Annotated in this window: 3 protein-coding genes; 1 reads left to right on the top strand and 2 read right to left on the bottom strand. The window is 42.0% G+C overall.

Annotated features, from left to right (window positions below; genetic code table 11):
* The coding region (locus tag PX636_RS15825) for a DUF4411 family protein (protein ID WP_288117777.1) at nt 1-303 on the top strand (303 nt) is incomplete at its 5' end.
* A 62-nt stretch (nt 304-365) separates the two neighbouring features.
* Here the strand turns inward: PX636_RS15825 and PX636_RS15820 are convergent.
* Together PX636_RS15820 and proA are read right to left on the bottom strand one after the other, a co-directional pair.
* Entirely contained in the window at nt 366-1037 is a 672-nt protein-coding gene (locus PX636_RS15820; RefSeq protein ID WP_288117776.1) for a riboflavin synthase, read from the bottom strand.
* Nucleotides 1038-1052: 15 nt separating this feature from the next.
* On the bottom strand, nt 1053-2348 hold the full coding sequence (proA, locus tag PX636_RS15815; RefSeq protein WP_288117775.1) for a glutamate-5-semialdehyde dehydrogenase: 1296 nt from the start codon (nt 2346-2348) through the stop codon (nt 1053-1055).
* Nucleotides 2349-2377: the final 29 nt, after the last annotated feature.

Below are 2377 nucleotides of genomic sequence, written 5' to 3'. Positions count from 1 at the left end.
CCAACGCCCGATTATTTTACGCTACCGCTAACCCATCCTACAAATAATTGTGCCTCCCTACTTATTGCTGAAATTTTTTCTATAAGAAACTTTAATGATTTAGTGAGTGAAAAAGCAAGATTACAAGGAAAACCAGTGGCAGACCCATTTATTATTGCCTGTGCCAAGATAAAAGACGGTTGCGTAATTACCGAAGAAGCCTTGAAGCCTAATGCTGCCAAAATTCCCACAGTCTGTCAACACTTTTCTATCGATTGTACCAATGTTCAGGGTTTAATGGAGCGGGAAGGTTGGCAATTTTAAAACTAAAATTAATGGATAAATTGCCAATAAATTTATATGTTGAAAAGGCTTTTTCTGGAAAACTAATAACCATGTTCAGCCAGAAATTCTAGGCTAATCTCGCTAGGAGGGTGATAAGAGCGCATTCCTAGCAATTTTTCCACATATTTGCCTAAAATATCCCCTTCTAGATTCACCCAATCGCCTAATTTTAAATGGGAAAGATTGGTTTCGGCGTAGGTGTGGGGGATGACTGCCACTTTAAACCAGCTGCCAGAGGCATCACAATCGGCCACGGTTAAACTAATGCCATTAACAGCTATACTGCCCTTACCGACGATATAACGAGCTATGTAGTTATTCCACTGCTCTTCTAGGGAACTAGGGGCAGCAAAGGTCATTTCCCACGAATTAGCCACGATTATCGATTCGACTAAACAGCCAATACCGTCCACATGACCAGTGACAAAATGACCGCCGATTTTACTACCCACCCGCAGAGAGGTTTCTAGGTTAACGTTGGTTTCTGTGTGAATCCTTCGTCCTAAAGTAGTGCGCTGTAGGGTTTCCGGGGAAGCGGTGGCCAGAAAACCCTCTGGGAGAATTTCCTCAACTGTCAAACAAACCCCATCCACAGCCACACTATCACCAATCATTAAATCTCGGATAATTGTATCAGAGGATACAGACAAATAAAGTCTATCGGTATCCACGACCCGAATCGTTGCCAAGGCTTGAATTAATCCTGTAAACATCGGCTTTTTTCTCGACTATAAATCCTTATGAGTGAAAGATTGGGCATTTTCCCCGGAATAATCGGCGACAATATGACCATCTCCCACTAATTGATATTTGTAGGTCACTAATCCCTCTAATCCCACCGGACCACGGGGGGGCATTTTTTGGGTACTGATACCCACTTCGGCCCCAAAACCGTAACGGAAACCATCGGCAAATCGGGTGGAACAATTATGAAAAACTCCGGCGGCATCGACTCGATCGCTAAAGGTTTTGGCCGTGTTAAGATTTTCGCTGACAATGCCTTCCGTGTGTCGAGAACCGTAATAATTAATATGTTCGATTGCCGATTCTAGACTATCAACAATTTTAATTGACAGAATTAAATCACTATATTCGGTTTGCCAGTCCTGTTCTGTGGCCGATGGTACGTTAATAATCTGACGAGTTGCTTCATCTCCCAACAATTTAACCTTTTTTTCCTCTAATGCTCGGGCCACTGCGGGTAAAAATTGTCTAGCGATGTCTTGATGAACCAATAAAGTTTCAATGGCATTACAAGCGGCAGGATATTGGGTTTTGCCATCGACGGTAATTCTAATTGCTTTGCTTAAATCGGCTTCTTTGTCGATGTAGAGATGACAGATACCATCGGCATGACCGAGGACAGGAATGCGGGTATTATTTTGGATATAACGAACAAATTCGTTAGAACCTCTAGGAATAATTAAATCGATGTATTGATCGAGTTTTAAGAGTTCCTGAATTTCTTCTCGTGTTGTTAATAATCGTACCGCTGCTGGATTAACTTTAGTTTGACTCAATGCCTGATGAATAATTGTTACTAAAGCTTGACAAGAACGGATCGCTTCTTTCCCCCCTTTTAAAATAACGCCATTACCGGATTTTATCGCTAAACTGGTAATTTGAATTAAAGCATCGGGACGAGCTTCAAAAATAACGCCTAAAACCCCTAAAGGACAGGTTATTCTCCGAAGAATTAAACCTTGATCTAATTCCCGATTAATTTGCATCGTAGCTAAAGGATCCGCTAATTTAGCCACATCTCGCACCCCGGCAATAGCGGCTTTTAATTTGCCAGGACTTAACTCTAATCGCGCACATAAAGCCGGAGATAATTGCATCGCTTTGGCAGTTTGAACATCGGCGATATTAGCTTCTAGTATCTGATCAGCATTGGCAGTCAAAGCCTCAGCAATAGCCTCTAAAGCTTCATTCCTTTCTTCGTTAGTCAGGATAGCCAGTTGACGACTCGCTTGACGGGTTTCTCTGGCGATTTCGGGGAGGGATAGAGAAGTTGTAACCATAGAAAATTAAAAGTAATAACCGCTATCTT

The sequence above is a fragment of the Microcystis sp. M53598_WE2 genome (genome assembly GCF_030067735.1).
Taxonomy (GTDB): domain Bacteria; phylum Cyanobacteriota; class Cyanobacteriia; order Cyanobacteriales; family Microcystaceae; genus Microcystis; species Microcystis aeruginosa.
Note: the sequence above shows the minus strand (reverse complement) of the source record. Positions and strands in the feature narration are given on the sequence as shown.